Below are 17,915 nucleotides of genomic sequence, written 5' to 3'. Positions count from 1 at the left end.
CACAGGATGATGTAGGGGACGGTGCGCCAACTGCGTGGGGGAGTTGTCACACCACTTTTATTAAGATTTTGATTGTTATCGTTTTTGTTTTTGTTCACTTCCACCGTTCTTGTATGGAAGTTGTTCTACCAATTCACAGTAGGAGACAATAAAAGCGGGGGAAAGCGGGTTTTGTGCACGTTTTTTCATAACTGGCTGATATAGATTACGTACAAGCATTCAAATCCCGTCAGCGTGCGGTTTTTATGTCATGAAAATTCTTTCATTTCTGAATTAGAGGCGGATCACATAATGGAAAAGAAGCTAAGAATCGCGGAAATTGCCGCGCGAACCGGGCTCTCCGCCAGCACCGTTTCGCGGGTATTAGCAGGGAAAGCCAACACCAGCGACCGCGCCAGGGAAAAAGTGCTGGCCTGTGCGCGTGAGTTGGGGGTGATGGACGGCATGGCAGCAGGCCGCATGTTGCTGAACAATCTGATAATTTTTGCGCCGCCAAGGGCGTTTGACGAGCGTTCGGATATCTTCTATTACCGCGTGATTCAGAGCATCAGCAAGGCGCTGGCGCCGCACGAGGTGCGCCTGCGCTATTGCCCGCTGGAAGAGAACGACGGTGACCCGACGCTGTTTTTGTCGCGCATGAATGAACCAGAGACGCAGGCGGCTATTCTGTTGGGTATCGACGATCCGCATATTCACGATCTGGCGGCCGATCTCGGCAAGCCCTGCGTGCTGATCAACTGCCGCGACGATCGTATGCGATTGCCCGCTATCGCGCCCGATCACCGAATGATCGGCGCATTTGCCGCCCGTTATCTGTTTGAAATGGGCCACCGTGAGGTGATGAACGTGATGTGCCTGCGCCGCTACACTATGGAGCAGCGACTGGCGGGCATTAAAGAGTCGTGGCGACAGCATAACCTTGTTTTTCAGCATGAGCGTGACCTGCTCAACATCGGCAGCTTTAGCGCCAAAGGGGCGGAGGAAAAGGTGGGGGCGTGGCTCGACGCGCTGGACAGCCGCCCGATGCCAACGGCGTTCCTGGTCGGCGGTGATTTTATGGCGGCGGGCACTATCAACGCGCTGCGTCAGCGCGGGCTGCGCGTGCCGCAGGATGTTTCGGTGATGAGCATCGACGGCTTTAACCTGGCGGCGATTGAAGATGTGCCGCTAACGGCGGTTCACGTTCCGCGTGATGAGCTGGGCGTTGAGGCGGTGCAGATGCTGCAACAGCGCTTAATTCGCCCGGATGCACCGGTGGGTTCACTGCTGTTGCACGGGCGGCTGGCGGTGCGGGAGTCGGTCAGGCGGGTGCGCCCCGGAAAGGGGCACACCGCCGTAGAGCGGGAAGGGCTGTACGACAATCAGCCGTTGATACCGAGCGCTCGCTTGCCGTGAATGTTAAGGTCGGCAAGGGTGAAGCGCCCTTGCCAGTCGGCTTCGTAATCTTCGCGCGGGAAGTCGCCAGGCGAGGCACCGCGCTCCAGCGCAGCCTTCACCTTATGGGCGTAGGCGAGGTTTTTCGCACACATCGGTGCCGCCGGAATATACATCACGTTGCCCCAGCCTTGCTGGTTCTCGACCGGTGCTACCGAGTGAATCACGTCGCAGTGCCACCATACTGAATCCCCGGCCTCAATGGCAGGAATGGTAGTCAGTGCGCTGATTAACAGCGGGTGCCACTTCTCGGAAATCGGCAGCACTTTGCCCGGCGCGACGCCGCAGAGTTCGTCGTCCGGCACATCATCCAGCAGTGGACGCAGCAGCACGTAGGCCATCGCTTCTGGAATCGGCACGACGTGCAATAATCCCTGATCGGGAATCATATCGGAGAGCGCCGTCCAGCCCTGGAAGGTGCGGAATACCGAGCATTTGGTGGTGTTATCGACGGTGTACTCTTCCACATCAGTGCGGTGCGCGGCGTTCCACGGATCGTACTGTTCAATATTGCCGTTAAACACGTTGGCAAATACCTGCTGGTAGGCGGGTAACAGCCAGCGCTCCAGCGCGCCGGAGTCGGTATGTGCGCCCAGACCTTTAGAGGTGGTGCCCGGCGGGCGGCGGCGAATACGATCCGGGTAGATAACGCTGATATCAGGGTTAAACCACTGCTTACCGTCGCTTTCCACCTGCCACAAACGGTTCAGGAATGACTGCGCTTGCGCCATTTCCGGGCTCTGGCGGGCCTGCATCTGCGCCTGTGACCAGTAGATGGGGTAAATCTCCGGGCGTGAGGCATCAAGCGACCCGAAGAAGGTGTCGCCGGGACCTTTGTAGACATCGTCAAAGTGATTGAGGTCGAGGTAGTCTAGCATCGAACGATCCCAGGCTAATGCCTGTTCGCGAGGGAAATGACCTTTGATCACCGCACAGCCGCGACGCTTCACCTCAGCGCGGGTGGCTTCCGTTATCTTTCCGGCCGCGAGTTCGGCATACGGGATCTCCGGCCATACCGGCTGACCCTCAGCCTTCAGTGCGTTAATTTCCGCCACGCGGGCTTCAATGGTGGCGCTCAGGCGGTCGAACACCGCCTGCACATCGCCAATCTGGGCGCGCAGCGCCTGCTTCATCTGGCGAATCGCCGCTTTCGGGTCGGCGGGCAGCGTTTCGTGGGTAAAGGACATTGTCATATCAACCTCGCAACCTTTCATTCGAAAGTAAAATGCATTACAGGTGATACTTTAAGTTAAAATAAGGTTAATGCAAGTTTAAATTCTTGCGTTCGATCACGAAGGGGAAAAGTAGCCAGGCCGAGCGTAGCGACGCCGGGAAGGCACAAGATCTGGAAATGGGGAGAATCCCCGGAGTCGGCGCTGTGCGCCTCGTCCGGGCTATCTTCAGGAAGAGAAAGGCGCGGTGCTATCCAGCACGGCCTGAATCACATTCAGCGCGCCGTCGTGGTTGTTATCGTCGGTCTGATAGTCGGCGATGGCTTTAATGCTCTCGCCCGCGTTGCCCATTGCGAAGGCGTACTTCACAAGCTTAAGCATTTCGGCATCGTTGCCGCTGTCGCCAATCGCCACGCACTGCTGTGGCGAAAGCTGCCAGCGTTTCAGCAGTCGGCTGATGCCGTTGGCTTTGTGAAGGCCAGGAATAATGAGATCGACAAAGCCGAAGCCGCTGGTGACGGGCTTCATAATGCCGTCGAGGGAGACGTGCAGCTTATCAATCAGATCGGGAATGTCGCTATCCGGCAGGTTCAGCGAGAACTTGAACATTTTGTCATCGACGTCGTGGAAGTTCGCTACGCGCTTTAAGCGGTAGTAGTGTTTGGACATCAGCTCGACCAGCGCATCTGGCGCGCTCTCGCTGATGTAGGCGCTTTCCAGACCGCAGGCGACGAAGTACATCTGCGGGTCTTTCAGCAGCTCACCAATCACCACCTGGTACTCATGCTTCGTCAGCTCACCGTGGAAAAGCTGCTGCCCGTGTTCGTAAACCAGCGCGCCATTTTCAGCGACAAAAGAGATGCGGTCACGGATTTCAGGGAAGAAGGTAATCAGCTGGTAATACTGGTTGCCGCTGGCAACGACGAATTCAATGCCACGCTGTTGAAGCTGTTCAAACTGCGCCAGAAACCGCGAACGGTCGTAGGTCTTGGCGTCATTAAGAAAAGTTCCGTCCATATCAGTGACGATAACTTTAACGGTCATGCGGGATGCTCCTGGAGTAACTTCGGCCAGAAACAATTTAATTACAATGTGAGCTAAAGCACAAATTTATTTCATTCGAAAGAAAACCCGGGGTCACTGCGTTCGCCCGGGCTACCCGCTTATCGACAACGTCGATCGGTTCCCTCTCCCCTGGGGGGAGAGGGTTAGGGTGAGGGGAAAAGCACCGACCTACAGCGTATGCTCCGTACGCGCAATAATATCGTCCTGCGCATCCGGCGATAGCGCGGTAAAGAACGCCGAATACCCTGCCACGCGCACCACCAGGTCACGATACTGATCCGGGTGTTTCTTCGCTTCCAGCAGCGTTTCGCGCGACACGATGTTGTACTGAATATGCCAGCCTTTGTGTACTTCGAAGAAGGTGCGCAGCAGCGCCATCAGCTTCTGCTTGTCGCTTTCGTTCTCAAGGGTTGCCGGGTTCAGCTTCTGGTTCAACAGCACACCGCCAAGAATCGCCGAGGTTGGCAACTTCCCAACCGAGCTAATCACCGCCGTTGGCCCAAGATGGTCGGTGCCGGAAGCCGGGCTGGCCCCTTCGGCAAGCGGGGTTTTGGCCTTACGGCCGTCCGGCGTTGCCATGGTCTGCGCGCCAAACGGTACGTTCGCAGAGATAGAGGACGTGCCAGCGTAGTAGTTGCCGCCAATCGGGCCGCGACCGTAGCGCGGGTTGTGATACTGTTTCAGCTCATCGATATAGGTCTGGTAGGCGCGAGCCAGCAGGGTGTCGACGCTGTCATCATCATTGCCGTACTTCGGCGCGCCGTTGATCAAACGCTGGCGCAGCTGCTCGTGAGTCAGGCCGTCGTAGTCTTCCGCCAGCGCTTTTGCCAGCTCCTGCTGACCAATCAGCCCCTGATCGAAGACCAGCTTTTTCACCGCCGCCAGGCTGTTGCCGAGGTTGGCGATACCGACTTGCAGGCCGGAAACCCAGTCATACTTCGCGCCACCCTGTTTGATGCTTTTCGCCCGTTCAATGCAGTCGTCAACCAGCGCCGAGCACAGAATATCATGCACGTTCTCTTCCAGCATGGTGTCGACCACGTACTCAATCTCAATCGATTTGCGGGTGTAGTAGCGAATCTGGGTATCCCAGTCGGCCAGCATTTGATCGAAGTTGGCGAAGTTGCCCTGCGACAGCGCGTGCTCTTGCGGCAAGAATACCTTGCCGCTGGTGGCATCGCGGCCGCCTTCCATCGCCGCGAGCATTACGCGGGCAAAGTTGATAAAGCTCATGCCAGTGCAGCGGTAACCCCACTTGCCGCCGACGGCGGTTTCGATACAGCCGATGGCCGCATAGTCGTAGGCATCTTCCGGCTCAACGCCGAGCTTAATAAATTCCGGGATAACGATTTCATCGTTGTTGAACGCCGGCATGCCGAAGCCGCAGCGAATTACCTGCACGCAGGCGTCGAGGAAGTCGTTGCTCATGCCCGCGTGGTAGCGCACGCTCAGGTTAGGTTGAGTGGAACGCAAACGGCCGCAGGATTCGAGAATCGCGTAAGAGAGCGGGTTCACCGCGTCCAGCGCTTCACCGTTCACCAGTTTCTGACCGCCGATGGTGACGTTCTGATACAGCGGGCTACCGGCGGACGCTTTAGAGTGCGAGCCGGAGCGAATCTTGTTCACTTCCAGCAGCTTCAGCCAACAGCTGTGCAACAGCTCGATGGCGTGTTCGCGATCCAGCGTCTGTTCCAGCTCAACGTCGCGACGGTAGTACGGGTAGAGATACTGGTCCATGCGGGCAAACGACACCGAGTGGCCGTTGGACTCAATTTGCAGAATCAGCTGGATGAAGTAGCACAGCTGCAGCGCCTGCCAGAAGGTTTTTGGCGGCTCGTGGGCAATCACATCGCAGTTTTCGGCCATTGCCAGCAGTTCGTCGCGGCGGCTTTCACGAATTTCTTCGGCAGCCATCTTGCGCGCCAGTTCGGCGAAACGTTCAATATGCAGGCTCACCGCGTCCAGTACGATATCAATCGCTTTCAGGAACTGCTCGCCGTGCAGGTCTTCCAGCACGGTCAGGTTAATGCGGGTGCGGCGCTCGGCTACCTTAGCGCGCATACCGTCGAGGCCTTTTTCCAGCAGCAGCGGGAAGTTCACCGCCAGGTGGGCATCGCCGGAGGTCATGTTGCCTTCGGCTTTGATGATGCCGGTCGCCAGCAGCGCTTTTTGCTCGTCGGTGAACATGCCGTAGCAGCGGTCCTGTACGGTCTGGCCGCGCCACCATGGGCATACCTCGTGTAACACGCGTTTGTTTTCTTCGCTCACCGCAAAGCCAGCGCCTGGGCGATCGGCCAGGTCGTCGATCTCTTTTTCAATCCAACTGACGGTATATTCCGGGAAGATAGGCGCGGCGCGCACTTCGCTTGCCTGGTTGCCGATGATCAGCTCGTCATGCTTGATCCAGATAGTGCGTTCTGCGAGGTGATGGGCCAGGGCCAGCGCACGGCGTACCGGGATTGGTTTGTCGAGATGCTGCTGATAGGCTTCGGTATAGTGACGCGCACGTTCGGTGCACACCGGTGGCTTCACGATATGCACCAGCGCGTTTTTGTGGGCCTGAATGCGGTCGGTCAGTTTATCGAGTTTCAGAGTGGTCATCGTTTTATCCTCGTAGTGTCGCTGTTAACCCTTTTTCACCGGCATACTGTTGAGCAAAATCCAGCAGCTCAGGGTCATTCAGCGGCTTATCGGGTGCGAAGTAGGGAAGGCCAAGCAGGGCATATTTATTGATGCCGAGCGTGTGGTAAGGCAGAAAATGAATCTCGCGCACGCCGGGCATTTCGTCGGCGGCAAAATCGGTAATCGCTTTAATCGAGGTTTCGTCGGCGTTAAAGCCCTGAATCAGCGGCACGCGCAGCGTGACCTGTTTACCGGCGGCTGACAGCCGCTTCAGGTTATCCAACACGCGCTTCGCTGAGCCGTCGGTCCACTGCTTGAAACGTGCTTCATCGACATGCTTGAGGTCGGCCAGGAACAGGTCGACATAGGGCAGAGCGGGTTCAAGGTAGCGCCACGGTACGTGCAGGCAGGTCTCAACGGCGGTGTGAATTCCCTGGTCGTGCGCGCTTTTTAGCAGCGCAAGCGCCAGTTCCGGGTTCATAAACGGCTCGCCACCGGAGAGGGTCATGCCGCCACCGCTGCGGTCATAAAACGGTTTGTCGCGCAGCACGGTGGCCATGATCTCGTCGGCGCTTTTTGCTTCCCCGCAGACGGTTAACGCCTGCGTCGGGCAGCAGTTGGTCAGTGTGGCAAGATGGCTGTCATCCAGCTTTTCCCGATGGATAACCAGCCCGTTCAGCGCACGTTCAATCACCGACGGCGCGGCTTTCTGGCACAGGTCACAGCCGTCCAGGCACAGACGCGGGTCGAACAGCAAATCCTGCTCGCGGGAGCGGCTCTCGGGGTTCTGGCACCAACGGCAGCCGAGCGAGCATCCTTTCAGGAAGACGACGGTGCGGATGCCTGGACCATCGTGGGTGGAATAGCGCTGAATGTTGAAAATCATATGCTGCCCTCTTCTTTCGTATAAAGATTAAAATACTTTCGAATGAAAGTTATTTTGACATGAGTCAACTTAAGAAGAGGTTTTGCTGTGGTAATGTTATTCCATGCTCAATCTCACGGTTTAAGGACACATCATGGAACTCTATCTCGACACCTCCGATGTCGCAGCAGTAAAGAAGCTGGCGCGCGTTTTCCCGCTGGCTGGCGTGACCACTAACCCAAGTATCGTGGCGGCAGGTAAGACGCCGCTGGACGCACTGCTGCCGGAACTGCTGGACGCCATGGGCGGTAAAGGCCGCCTGTTTGCCCAGGTGATGGCGACTACGGCGGATGGCATGGTGGCGGACGCCCATAAGCTGCGGGCGATTATTCCGGATCTGGTCGTAAAAGTGCCGGTGACGGCGGAAGGTCTGGCGGCGATTAAGCTATTGAAAGCGGAAGGTATCCCAACGCTCGGTACGGCCGTTTACGGTGCGACGCAGGGGCTGTTATCGGCGCTGGCGGGGGCCGATTATGTCGCGCCCTACGTCAACCGCGTGGATGCCCAGGGCGGCAACGGAATTCAGACGGTGTGTGAATTACAGGATCTGCTGACCCTGCATGCGCCGCAGGCAAAAGTGCTGGCTGCGAGCTTTAAAACACCGCGCCAGGCGCTGGATTGCCTGTTGGCGGGCTGCCAGTCGATCACGCTGCCACTCGATGTGGCGCAGCAGCTGATTAGCTATCCGGCAGTTGATGCGGCAGTGGCGAAGTTTGAGCAGGACTGGCAGACGGCGTTTGGACGTACGTCGCTGTAAAAGAAAAATATCGGATGATGGGTTGGGTGACGATCGGTTCCCTCTCCCCATTGGGGAGAGGGCTAGGGTGAGGGGGTTAGGCCGAAGCCTACCCGCACACCTCACACGTCGGGCTACGCATCAACTTCATCTCTCTGAACTGACAGCGCATCGCATCATACATCACGATTTTCCCCGCTGCGGGCACCCCGTAATGGGTCAGCACCTTAATCGCTTCCATCGCCTGCATTGCGCCAATCACGCCAACCAGCGGTGACATCACCCCGGCTTCCACGCAGGTTAATGCGTTCTCGCCGAACAGGCGGCTCAGGCAGCGGTAGCATGGCTCGTCCTCCTGGTACGTAAAGACGCTGATCTGACCTTCCATACGAATCGCCGCCCCGGAAACCAGCGGTATTTTGTGCTGGAAACAGCCCGCGTTGAGCTGATTGCGAATGGTCACGTTGTCAGTACAGTCGAGCACCAGGTCGTGTTCGGCAATCTGTGCCCACAGCGCCGCTTCTTCCAGCATCGCATTTAGCGTATTCAGCCTAACGTGCGGGTTAATACGCGCCAGCGCCTCGCGCGCGGAGTCCACCTTCGGCTGACCGATGGTGGCATCGCTGTGCAGCGTCTGGCGCTGTAGGTTGGAGAGCGAAACGGTATCGAAGTCGAGCAGCGTCAGCTCGCCGACACCTGCGGCCGCCAGATACTGCGTGGCCGCGCAGCCCAGCCCACCGAGGCCGACGACCAGCACGCGGGCCTCTTTCAGCCGCTCCTGACCGTCAAAATCGAAGTCGCGCAGGATGATTTGCCGGTTATAGCGCATCATCTCCGCATCGCTAAGCTCCGCCGCCATTACAGGCCTCCCAGCAGATGGTTAAACGGCTCTACCTCTACCCATTCGCCCGGCTCAACGTGACCGCGTTCGCGCTCCAGCACGATAAAGCAGTTGCCCTGGCTGAACGAACTGAAGATGTGGGAACCCTGATGGCCGGTGGTGGAAACGGTCAGCTCGCCGTTTTCATTGCGGGTCAGCAGACCGCGCTGGAAGTCGAGGCGACCCGGTGATTTTTTCAGGCGGTCGGTGGTGCGTACGCGCAGACGTGGCGCCTGGGTGGCCACGCTACCGGCGCTCAGCTTGGCCAGCAGCGGCTGTACCAGCTGATAGAAAGTCAACGCCGCGGAAACTGGGTTGCCCGGCAGACCGCAGAACCAGCTATGGTTAAGCTTACCAAAGGCGAACGGTTTACCCGGTTTGATGGCGAGCTTCCAGAAGCTGATTTCACCCAGCTCATCGAGGATGGTTTTGGTGTAGTCGGCTTCACCGACGGAAACACCGCCGGAGCTTATTACCACGTCGGCCTGTTGGTCAGCCTGGATAAAGGTCTGGCGCAGCTGGTCCGGATCATCACGAATGATGCCGAGGTTAATCACCTCGCAGCCCAGCTGTTCCAGCATCAGGTGCACCGCCAGACGGTTGGTGTCATAGATTTGTCCATCGCCCAGCGGCTGGCCCGGCAGCTGCAGCTCATCGCCGGTGGAGAACAGCGCGACGCGGATTTTACGCACCACGTCCACCTCAGCGATGCCGAGCGATGCCAGCACCGGCAGTTCGGCGACGGTTAAACGAGTTCCGGCAGGGAACACGACCGCGCCGTTAGCGATGTCTTCGCCGCGACGACGAATGTTCTGGTTGGCTTTAACGTGGGCGGTAAAACGAATGCCGTCGTCAGTTTGCTCCGTCTCTTCCTGCATCACCACCGCGTCACAGCCCGCAGGCACCGGCGCGCCGGTCATAATGCGAATACAGGTACCGGCAGGCCATTCACCGTGGAACGGCTGACCGGCAAAAGCTTTACCTGCCACCGTCAGCGGCGTCTGCGCCGCGAGGTCGGCCAGACGCACCGCATAGCCATCCATCGCCGAGTTATCAAAACCCGGTACGTCCAACGGGGAGACGATATCGCTCGCGGTAATGCGACCAAAAGCCTTCAGCAGCGGTACCGACTCGCGTTCGTGCAGCGGGGTAATCTGATCAAGCATTTGGCTCAACGCGGTATCAAGCGACATCAGTCCGGCGGTAAAATCCATGGGTAAACTCCTGCGGGAAACGTTCGAATGCACACATTATGGCAGAAAAGCCTTACCGACAGTATGCCACCTGTGGTGTACCTCACTATGCGGGATGCTATTTCTATATTCAAAATTGATATAGGAACAGAGGCACTATAATGATATCTATAAAGAAAATGAGGTAAGGGATCGCTTAATGGGCAAGGCAGTCATTGCAATACACGGCGGGGCTGGCGCGATTAGCCGCAGCCAGCTGCCGGCAGAAAAAGAACAACAATACGTCACCGCGCTTTCCGACATCGTCGAAAGCGTACAGGGCATGCTGGAGTCCGGCGCGAGCGCGCTGGATGCGGTCACCGAAGCGGTACGTCAGCTTGAAGAGTGTCCGCTGTTTAACGCCGGGATTGGCGCGGTATTCACCTCGGCTGAGACGCATGAGCTGGACGCCTGCGTGATGGATGGCTATTCGCTGCAGGCGGGGGCCGTTGCCGGAGTAAAACATCTGCGCAACCCGGTGCTGGCGGCCAGAAGCGTGCTGGAAAATAGTCCACACGTGATGCTGATTGGCGAGGGGGCGGAAGCCTTTGCGCAGTCGCAGGGAATCGAACTGGTGAATAATTCGCTGTTCTCGACCGATGAACGCTTCCAGCAGCTGCTGGTGGCCCGCAGCAACGGCGACTTTATTCTCGACCATGACGCGGCTCCGCTGGATGAGCAGCAAAAGATGGGCACGGTGGGTGCCGTCGCCCTGGATCTCAATGGCAACCTGGCGGCGGCAACGTCGACCGGTGGGATGACCAACAAACTGCCCGGTCGGGTGGGTGACAGCCCGCTGGTGGGGGCGGGGTGCTATGCCAATAACGCCAGCGTTGCGGTCTCTTGCACCGGCACGGGTGAAGTTTTCATTCGTACGCTGGCGGCGTACGACATCGCCGCGTTGATGGAGTACGGCAATCTCAGCCTTTACGAGGCCTGCGAGCGCGTGGTGATGGAAAAGCTGCCTGCGCTTGGCGGCAGCGGTGGTCTCATCGCCATTGACCGCGAAGGCAACGTGGTGCTGCCGTTTAACAGCGAAGGCATGTACCGCGCCTGGGCCTACGCCGGTGACACACCGACCATTGGCATTTATAAGGAATAGAAGGAGTTACCGTGCCGCATTCCGCTGAGCTTGATAACGCGCAGGTGCTGAGCGTTGAAAACCTGAACGTGACGTTTCGTCAGGACGGGCAGCCCGTGCGCGCCGTACATCAGCTCTCTTTTCATCTTAATCGCGGTGAAACGCTGGCGATTGTGGGGGAGTCCGGCTCGGGGAAATCGGTCACGGCGCTGGCATTAATGCGCCTGCTGGAGCAGTCCGGCAGCCAGGTGAACATGGATAGCCTGCTGCTGCGTCGACGCAACCGCGAGGTCATTGATCTTCAGGAGCAGACACCTGCGCAGATGCGCAGCGTGCGCGGTGCCGACATCGCCATGATCTTCCAGGAGCCGATGACCTCGCTGAACCCGGTGTTTACCATCGGCGAGCAAATTGCCGAGTCTATTCGTCTGCATCAGGGGCTTGGGCGCGAAGAGGCGCTGGCCGAGGCGAAAAAAATGCTCGATAAGGTGCGTATTCCGGAAGCGCAGGCCATGCTGTCACGCTACCCGCATCAGCTTTCCGGCGGCATGCGCCAGCGGGTGATGATTGCGATGGCGCTGTCGTGCCGCCCGGCGGTGCTGATTGCCGACGAACCCACCACCGCGCTGGACGTGACGATTCAGGCGCAGATCCTGCAGCTTATCGACGTGCTGCAAAAAGAGATGGCGATGGGGGTGATTTTTATCACTCACGATATGGGCGTAGTAGCAGAAATCGCCGACCGGGTGCTGGTGATGCATCAGGGTGAAGTGGTCGAAAGCGGGCGCGTGGACGAGATCTTTACCGCGCCGCAGCACTCGTATACGCGCCGCTTGCTGGCAGCCGTCCCACGTCTAGGAGCGATGCGCGGTAGCGACTATCCTAAAAGCTTCCCGGATTTCAATGCACCGGAGAGTGAACCGCAGCAGCAAGACACCGTTGTCGAAGGTAAGCCGATCCTCAAGGTGCGCAATCTGGTGGCGCGTTTCCCGCTGCGTGGTGGCATTCTGAACCGCGTCACTCGTGAAGTGCACGCGGTAGAAAACGTCAGTTTTGATTTATGGCCTGGCGAGACGTTGGCGCTGGTGGGCGAATCCGGTTGCGGAAAATCCACCACCGGGCGAGCGCTGCTGCGGCTGGTGGAGTCGCAAAGCGGCACCATTACCTTTAACGGTGAGCGCATTGATACGCTCTCGGCGCATCAGCTTCAGCCGTTGCGCCGCGATATTCAGTTTATCTTCCAGGACCCGTACGCCTCGCTCGACCCGCGCCACACCGTCGGCTTCTCGATTATGGAGCCGCTGCGCATTCATGGCGCGTTGCAGGGCGAGGCGCTACAGCAGCGGGTGGAGTGGCTATTGCAGCGCGTGGGCCTACAGCCGGAGCACGCGTGGCGCTATCCGCATGAGTTTTCCGGCGGTCAGCGACAGCGTATCTGTATTGCCCGCGCGCTGGCGCTGAACCCGAAGGTGGTGATTGCCGATGAATCGGTCTCGGCGCTGGACGTCTCGATTCGTGCGCAGATCATCAATCTGCTGCTGTCGCTACAGCGGGAGATGGGCATCGCATTTCTGTTTATTTCGCATGATATGGCGGTGGTCGAGCGCATCAGCCACCGTGTGGCGGTGATGTACCGTGGGCGTATCGTGGAAATTGGCCCGCGCCGCGCGGTGTTTGAAAACCCGCAGCATCCGTATACCCGTAAGCTGCTCGCCGCCGTACCGGTGGCGGACCCGGCCCATCGGCGGCCGCAGCGCGTGCTGCTGTCGGACGATCTGCCGGGCAATATCTACAAACGGGGTGAAGAAGTCGAACCCATTAATTTGCAACAGGTTTCACCGGGGCACTATGTCGCCAGGGAGCCGGCTAGCAGTGCGCTGACCAATAGATAATAAAACCATAGGCAGGGGACAACATGACACAACGCGTTTCACGTAAATGGCTGGTCGCACTGGGCGTGGCTTCCGCGCTGGCGGCTTCTCCCGCGTTCGCGGCAAAAGATGTGGTCGTGGCGGTAGGCTCCAACTTCACCACGCTTGACCCGTATGATGCCAACGACACGCTGTCGCAGGCGGTGGCGAAATCCTTCTATCAGGGGCTATTTGGCCTTGATAAAGAGATGAAGCTGCAGAACGTACTGGCGGAAAGCTACACCGTTTCTGACGATGGCAAGGTCTACACTCTGAAGCTACGTCAGGGAGTCAAATTCCAGGATGGCACCGATTTTAACGCCGAAGCGGTGAAGGTTAACCTCGATCGCGCCAGCAACCCGGATAGCCACCTCAAGCGCTATAACCTGTATAAAAATATTGATAAAACCGAGGTTGTTGACGCCCAGACGGTGAAGATCACCTTGAAGCAGCCGTTCTCGGCGTTTATCAATATTCTGGCCCACCCGGCAACGGCGATGATCTCCCCGGCGGCGCTGAAGAAATACGGCAATGAAATTGGCTTCCATCCGGTGGGAACCGGGCCGTATAAGCTCGATACCTGGAACCAGACTGACTTCGTTAAGGTCAGCAAGTTTGCTGGCTACTGGCAGCAAGGGCTACCGAAGCTGGACTCTATTACCTGGCGTCCGGTGGTTGATAACAACACGCGTGCCGCGATGCTGCAAACCGGCGAGGCGCAGTTTGCTTTCCCCATTCCTTACGAGCAGGCGGCGCTGTTGGCCAAAAACAGCCAGCTTGAACTGGTGGCGAGCCCATCCATCATGCAGCGCTATATCAGCATGAACGTGACGCAAAAGCCGTTTGATAACCCGAAGGTGCGCGAGGCGATTAACTACGCCATCAACCGTCAGGCGCTGGTGAAGGTGGCCTTCGCGGGTTACGCCACTCCGGCTACCGGCGTGGTGCCGCCGTCTATCGCCTACGCTCAGCAGTACCAGCCGTGGCCGTACGACCCGGCAAAAGCTAAAGCACTGCTGAAAGAGGCGGGCTACCCGAACGGCTTTAGCACCACGCTCTGGTCGTCGCACAACCACAGTACCGCGCAGAAGGTGCTGCAGTTTACCCAGCAGCAGCTGGCGCAAATTGGTATTAAGGCACAGGTGACGGCGATGGATGCCGGTCAGCGCGCGGCGGAAGTGGAAGCGAAAGGGCAGAAAGAGAGCGGCGTGAGAATGTTCTACACCGGCTGGTCCGCCTCGACGGGCGAAGCCGATTGGGCGCTGTCGCCGCTGTTTGCCTCGTCTAACTGGCCGCCAACCCAGTTTAATACCGCGTTCTACAGCAACCCGCAGGTGGATAAAGACCTGACGGCGGCGCTGCAAACGACGGATGCGAAAGAAAAAGCACGGCTCTACAAAGAGGCCCAGGATATTATCTGGAAAGAGTCGCCGTGGGTGCCGCTGGTGGTAGAGAAACTGGTTTCGGCGCACAGCAAGTCATTGACCGGGTTCTACATTATGCCGGACACGGGCTTCAGCTTTGACGATGCGGATTTGAAGTAAGCGAGGTCTCCCTGCGTCATGATGGCGCAGGGAGCTTACGGCAAGGAGAGTCATGCTTAACTATGTTCTTAAACGCCTGCTCGGCCTGATCCCGACGCTGTTTATCGTGGCGGTGCTGGTGTTTTTATTTGTCCATCTGCTTCCCGGCGACCCGGCGCGACTGATTGCCGGGCCGGAAGCGGACGCGCAGGTTATCGCGATGGTTCGTCAGCAGTTGGGGCTGGATCAGCCGCTGTACGTTCAGTTCTGGCACTACATCACCCACGCCGTGCAGGGCGATTTTGGTATCTCAATGGTGTCACGCCGCCCGGTATCCGAAGAGATCGCCAGCCGCTTTCTGCCAACGCTGTTACTGACCCTCGCCAGCATGGTCTGGGCGGTGATTTTTGGCATGGCTGCGGGGATTGCCGCCGCGGTGTGGCGCAACCGCTGGCCGGATCGTCTCGGCATGGCGCTGGCGGTCACCGGGATCTCCTTCCCGGCGTTTGCGCTGGGGATGCTGCTGATGCAAATTTTCTCCGTCGAGCTTGGCTGGCTGCCAACCGTGGGCGCCGACAGCTGGCAGCACTACATTTTGCCGTCCATCACTCTTGGTGCCGCCGTGGCCTCGGTGATGGCGCGCTTTACCCGCGCCTCGTTTGTTGACGTGCTCAATGAAGACTATATGCGTACCGCCCGCGCCAAAGGGGTGAGCGAAAAAGTGGTGGTGCTGAAACACGGGCTGCGTAACGCCATGATCCCGGTGGTGACGATGATGGGGCTGCAGTTTGGCTTTCTGCTCGGCGGCTCGATTGTGGTGGAGAAAGTCTTTAACTGGCCGGGGCTTGGACGCCTGCTGGTGGATTCGGTGGAGATGCGTGATTACCCGGTGATTCAGGCCGAGGTGCTGCTGTTTTCGCTGGAGTTTATTCTTATCAACTTAGTGGTGGATGTGCTCTACGCCGCCATTAACCCGGCTATCAGGTATAAATAACGTGCGATTATTCAATTGGCGTCGGCAGGCGGCGCTTAACGCCATGCCGGTGATGCAAGCGGGGACGCCGCGCACGCCGTGGCGAGAATTCTGGCGGCGCTTTCGCCAGCAACCGGTAGCGATGGCTTCCGGCATTTTCGTACTGCTGCTGATTATCGTGGCGGTGGTGGCGCCGTGGATTGCGCCGTTTGATGCGGAAAACTACTTCGATTACGACCGCCTGAACGACGGCCCATCGCTGATCCACTGGTTCGGCGTAGACTCGCTCGGGCGCGATATTTTCAGCCGGGTGCTGGTGGGCGCGCAAATCTCGCTTACCGCGGGCGTGTTTGCGGTATTGATTGGCTCGCTGATTGGCACCGTGCTCGGGCTGCTGGCGGGCTACTACGAAGGCTGGTGGGACCGTATCATCATGCGCGTCTGCGACGTGCTGTTTGCCTTCCCCGGCATCCTGCTGGCGATTGCCGTGGTCGCGATTATGGGCAGCGGCATGACCAACGTGATTATCGCCGTGGCGATTTTCTCGGTTCCGGCATTTGCCCGCTTGGTGCGCGGCAATACGCTGGTGCTGAAGCAGCAAACCTTTATCGAGTCGGCGCGCAGCATCGGCGCCAGCGACCGGGTTATCCTGTTCCAGCATATTCTGCCCGGCACGGTCTCTTCTATCGTGGTCTATTTCACCATGCGTATCGGGGTATCGATTATCTCCGCCGCCAGCCTGTCGTTCCTCGGCCTCGGTGCACAGCCGCCGACGCCGGAATGGGGGGCGATGCTCAACGAAGCGCGCGCGGATATGGTGATTGCACCACACGTCGCAGTCTTCCCGGCGCTGGCGATTTTCCTGACGGTGCTGGCATTTAACCTGCTGGGCGATGGCCTGCGCGACGCGCTGGATCCGAAACTGAAAGGGTAGTCAAACTGAGAGCCCGGCCTTGCAATACCTGGCCGGGCTAGCGCTGGTTTACTTGGTGAACACTTCTGGGCCTTTAGCCGCCAGAGTATTGAGAATGCGCAGCGCTGGGCCGCTGGGTTTGATTTCGTTGCGCTCCCATTTGGACACGCTCTCTTTAGACATTCCCAGCGTGTGCGCCAATATAGACTGAGACATGCCGAAACGGGCACGAACCGCCTTAATCTCTTCACCAGACATCATCTTAACGGCGGCAATACGTGTTTTAAGCTCGCGCGCTTTTAAAAGCTTACTGATTTCAGCAACGTCGCCCTCTGGCATAAGGCCAAGTGCGTTAAGCTCTTTAGCGTCATCAAGCATTGCTTTGAGTTTGTTAGTCATTTATCTACCTCAACTAAAAAACCGGTGGCCAGGAGTTTTGCGATATCCGTATCAGTGAAGGCTAAAAACGCGCTAGCCAATTTTCGATAAGCAATAAGTTCGTCATCTTCTATTTCTTTATCATTTCCACTACTGACACTATTTTTCGCCCAACCATCGTAGAAAAAAATATGTCGATCGTATTTGAAAAAGATGACGGTTCTTGCGCCACCACTTTTGCCTTGCTGCAGAGGCAGGCGTTTTTTGATTACCCCTCCGCCTAAATTCGCTTCCCAAACACCCTGTTTGATATCTTCGGCAGCTTTCAATAGCACGTCGTCCGTGATGCCAAGCTTTTTGGTGTTTTGGTTGAATCGTTTTGCCTTATAGATAGCCATGATTCACCTCAACCTGGTAATTGTTACTATAGTAAAGATTACGGTATTTTCATACAAGAAGAGGAGGGGGATAAGGGGGAAATTCAGAATATGACCGGGTTACTGTAACAGGTAGTCCGGTTACGTGAGTGCTCTACTGCTCGTTTGCCCTCTCAGTGCGCCTTAAAATCATTGCTATTTTGTTAAAAGTGTTATGAATGATGAATTGTTGATATCGCGCAGCATTCCTTTCGTTAAGCAATCTCATAATGAAAGAGCCAATGGGTGGCAAGGGAGGTAAATGCATGACGGATAGCAAACTGAAACGCCAGATGATGAGGCGACTCATCAATGCGCGAATTGACCTTGATGCCTATTTGCAGCTTCGAAAGGCAAAGGGGTATATGTCAGTCGGTGATAACGATCATCTGCGTACTAACCTGCTCGAACTGTGTGGCGAACTACGGGGTAACGCTGTGCCGCTTAAGCGGTGTAGTTCGTTGAACGAACTGGAAATGATGCGGCAGGCGGGTGAGGCTTTAGCATCCGCTGCCGTATGCTTGATGACGGGGCGCTACGACTGCCCGTCCTATATTGCGGTTAACGTGGAAACGCTTGAGCGCTGCCTGACGGCGTTGACGACCAGCATTCGTAAGCTGGATGCTGAATCACCAATGACTCACGCTTGAAATCA

Annotated in this window: 16 protein-coding genes; 8 read left to right on the top strand and 8 right to left on the bottom strand. The window is 57.5% G+C overall.

The window, feature by feature from the left end; all coding sequences use genetic code 11:
* Positions 1-291: 291 nt before the first annotated feature.
* A complete protein-coding gene (locus HII27_RS04010; RefSeq protein WP_185666675.1) occupies positions 292-1,395 on the top strand; it encodes a LacI family DNA-binding transcriptional regulator in 1,104 nt (367 codons plus the stop codon).
* Here HII27_RS04010 and HII27_RS04005 read toward each other — a convergent pair.
* The 4 genes from HII27_RS04005 to HII27_RS03990 all read right to left on the bottom strand — a co-directional run bounded on the left by HII27_RS04005 (position 1,362) and on the right by HII27_RS03990 (position 7,179).
* On the bottom strand, positions 1,362-2,627 hold the full coding sequence (locus tag HII27_RS04005) for a DUF1479 domain-containing protein (protein WP_185666674.1): 1,266 nt from the start codon (positions 2,625-2,627) through the stop codon (positions 1,362-1,364). The two genes, HII27_RS04010 and HII27_RS04005, sit on opposite strands and share 34 nt — an antisense overlap.
* Positions 2,628-2,834: 207 nt before the next feature.
* Positions 2,835-3,650: a Cof-type HAD-IIB family hydrolase gene (locus tag HII27_RS04000; RefSeq protein WP_185666673.1), complete on the bottom strand. Its 816-nt coding sequence runs from the start codon at positions 3,648-3,650 to the stop codon at positions 2,835-2,837.
* Between the two features lie 189 nt (positions 3,651-3,839).
* Positions 3,840-6,272, bottom strand: coding sequence for a formate C-acetyltransferase/glycerol dehydratase family glycyl radical enzyme (locus HII27_RS03995; RefSeq protein WP_185666672.1), 2,433 nt, complete (start codon positions 6,270-6,272; stop codon positions 3,840-3,842).
* Positions 6,273-6,276: 4 nt separating this feature from the next.
* A complete protein-coding gene (locus HII27_RS03990; RefSeq protein ID WP_185666671.1) occupies positions 6,277-7,179 on the bottom strand; it encodes a glycyl-radical enzyme activating protein in 903 nt (300 codons plus the stop codon).
* Positions 7,180-7,312: 133 nt separating this feature from the next.
* On the opposite strand from HII27_RS03990, the gene fsa reads away from it, so the two are divergent.
* On the top strand, positions 7,313-7,975 hold the full coding sequence (gene fsa, locus HII27_RS03985; RefSeq protein ID WP_185666670.1) for a fructose-6-phosphate aldolase: 663 nt from the start codon (positions 7,313-7,315) through the stop codon (positions 7,973-7,975).
* Positions 7,976-8,063: 88 nt separating this feature from the next.
* Here the strand turns inward: fsa and moeB are convergent, their stop codons facing one another.
* Both moeB and moeA read right to left on the bottom strand, forming a co-directional pair.
* Positions 8,064-8,813 carry a molybdopterin-synthase adenylyltransferase MoeB gene (moeB, locus tag HII27_RS03980; protein ID WP_185666669.1) on the bottom strand — a complete coding sequence of 250 codons (750 nt, stop codon included), beginning with the start codon at positions 8,811-8,813 and terminating at the stop codon, positions 8,064-8,066.
* Positions 8,813-10,048 carry a molybdopterin molybdotransferase MoeA gene (gene moeA / locus HII27_RS03975; RefSeq protein WP_185666668.1) on the bottom strand — a complete coding sequence of 412 codons (1,236 nt, stop codon included), beginning with the start codon at positions 10,046-10,048 and terminating at the stop codon, positions 8,813-8,815. Before moeA ends, moeB begins: the two co-directional genes overlap by 1 nt.
* A gap of 178 nt (positions 10,049-10,226) precedes the next feature.
* Between moeA and iaaA the strand changes: the two genes are divergently transcribed.
* From iaaA to gsiD, 5 genes are read left to right on the top strand one after another with little or no spacing between them, the layout of a single operon-like run.
* Positions 10,227-11,168 carry a beta-aspartyl-peptidase gene (gene iaaA / locus HII27_RS03970; RefSeq protein WP_185666667.1) on the top strand — a complete coding sequence of 314 codons (942 nt, stop codon included), beginning with the start codon at positions 10,227-10,229 and terminating at the stop codon, positions 11,166-11,168.
* An 11-nt stretch (positions 11,169-11,179) separates the two neighbouring features.
* A complete protein-coding gene (gsiA, locus tag HII27_RS03965; protein WP_185666666.1) occupies positions 11,180-13,039 on the top strand; it encodes a glutathione ABC transporter ATP-binding protein GsiA in 1,860 nt (619 codons plus the stop codon).
* 23 nt (positions 13,040-13,062) lie between these two features.
* Entirely contained in the window at positions 13,063-14,601 is a 1,539-nt protein-coding gene (gene gsiB, locus HII27_RS03960) for a glutathione ABC transporter substrate-binding protein GsiB (protein ID WP_185666665.1), read from the top strand.
* 52 nt (positions 14,602-14,653) lie between these two features.
* Positions 14,654-15,574, top strand: coding sequence for a glutathione ABC transporter permease GsiC (gene gsiC / locus HII27_RS03955; RefSeq protein ID WP_185666664.1), 921 nt, complete (start codon positions 14,654-14,656; stop codon positions 15,572-15,574).
* Position 15,575: 1 nt separating this feature from the next.
* Positions 15,576-16,487: a glutathione ABC transporter permease GsiD gene (gene gsiD, locus HII27_RS03950; RefSeq protein ID WP_185666663.1), complete on the top strand. Its 912-nt coding sequence runs from the start codon at positions 15,576-15,578 to the stop codon at positions 16,485-16,487.
* 48 nt (positions 16,488-16,535) lie between these two features.
* Here gsiD and HII27_RS03945 read toward each other — a convergent pair whose 3' ends face one another.
* Both HII27_RS03945 and HII27_RS03940 read right to left on the bottom strand, forming a co-directional pair.
* Entirely contained in the window at positions 16,536-16,865 is a 330-nt protein-coding gene (locus tag HII27_RS03945) for a helix-turn-helix domain-containing protein (RefSeq protein WP_185666662.1), read from the bottom strand.
* Complete coding sequence (locus HII27_RS03940; RefSeq protein WP_185666661.1) at positions 16,862-17,242, bottom strand: type II toxin-antitoxin system RelE/ParE family toxin; 381 nt, start codon at positions 17,240-17,242, stop codon at positions 16,862-16,864. Before HII27_RS03940 ends, HII27_RS03945 begins: the two co-directional genes overlap by 4 nt.
* Before the next feature lie 284 nt (positions 17,243-17,526).
* Here HII27_RS03940 and HII27_RS03935 point away from each other — a divergent pair, with 284 nt between their 5' ends.
* Complete coding sequence (locus tag HII27_RS03935; protein ID WP_185666660.1) at positions 17,527-17,910, top strand: biofilm formation regulator BssR; 384 nt, start codon at positions 17,527-17,529, stop codon at positions 17,908-17,910.
* The last annotated feature ends 5 nt before the right edge of the window (positions 17,911-17,915 follow it).

This window comes from Kluyvera sichuanensis (assembly GCF_014218705.1).
GTDB lineage: Bacteria > Pseudomonadota > Gammaproteobacteria > Enterobacterales > Enterobacteriaceae > Kluyvera > Kluyvera sichuanensis.
The sequence above is the reverse complement of the archived record's forward strand: the minus strand, read 5'-3'. Positions and strand labels throughout refer to the sequence as shown.